The sequence below is a fragment of the Burkholderia sp. KCJ3K979 genome, assembly GCF_016759955.1.
Classification (GTDB): domain Bacteria; phylum Pseudomonadota; class Gammaproteobacteria; order Burkholderiales; family Burkholderiaceae; genus Burkholderia; species Burkholderia orbicola.
Genome location: NZ_JACFYV010000450.1, coordinates 1 through 693 on the forward strand (window position 1 = coordinate 1; position 693 = coordinate 693).

At 72.3% G+C, this 693-nt stretch carries 1 protein-coding gene; it reads left to right on the top strand.

Translation table 11 applies throughout. The features are described from left to right. Positions 1 to 693, top strand: a 693-nt coding sequence (locus H3O04_RS35550; RefSeq protein ID WP_202589536.1) for an NAD(P)/FAD-dependent oxidoreductase, incomplete at both ends; no start/stop codon positions are given.

Genomic DNA, 693 nt, shown 5'->3' on the forward strand with positions numbered 1-693 from the left:
CGTCCGCACGGTCGACGATGCGCGTGCGTTGCGTGCGCAACTCGTGCCCGGGCGCCGCGTGGCGGTGCTCGGCGGCGGCTTCATCGGCCTCGAGGTCGCGGCGGCGGCACGCCAGCTCGGTTGCGACGTGACGGTGATCGACCCGGCCCCGCGATTGCTGCAGCGCGCGTTGCCGGAAGTGGTCGGTGCGTACGCGCGCCGGTTGCACGAGGCGCGCGGCGTGATCTTCCAGTTGGCGACGCTGCCGCGCGCGATTCGGCGCGCGCCGGGCGGCGGCGCAGTCGTCGAGACCGATCGCGGCGACGTGCCGGCCGACATCGTCGTGGTCGGCATCGGCGTCGTGCCCAACGTCGAGCTGGCGCAGGCGGCCGGGCTTGACGTCGACAACGGGATACGCGTCGACGCAGGCTGCCGCACGGCCGATGCCGCGATCTTCGCGGCCGGCGAGGTGACGATGCACTTCAACCCGCTGCTCGGGCGGCATGTGCGGATCGAATCGTGGCAGGTGGCCGAAAACCAGCCGGCCGTCGCGGCCGCGAACCTGCTCGGCGCCGACGAGACCTATGCCGAGCTGCCGTGGCTGTGGTCCGATCAGTACGACTGCAACCTGCAGATGCTCGGGCTGTTCGGCAGCGAGCGCACGATCGTCGTGCGCGGCGATCCGGCGAGCGGGCCGTTCACGGTGTTCGGGCT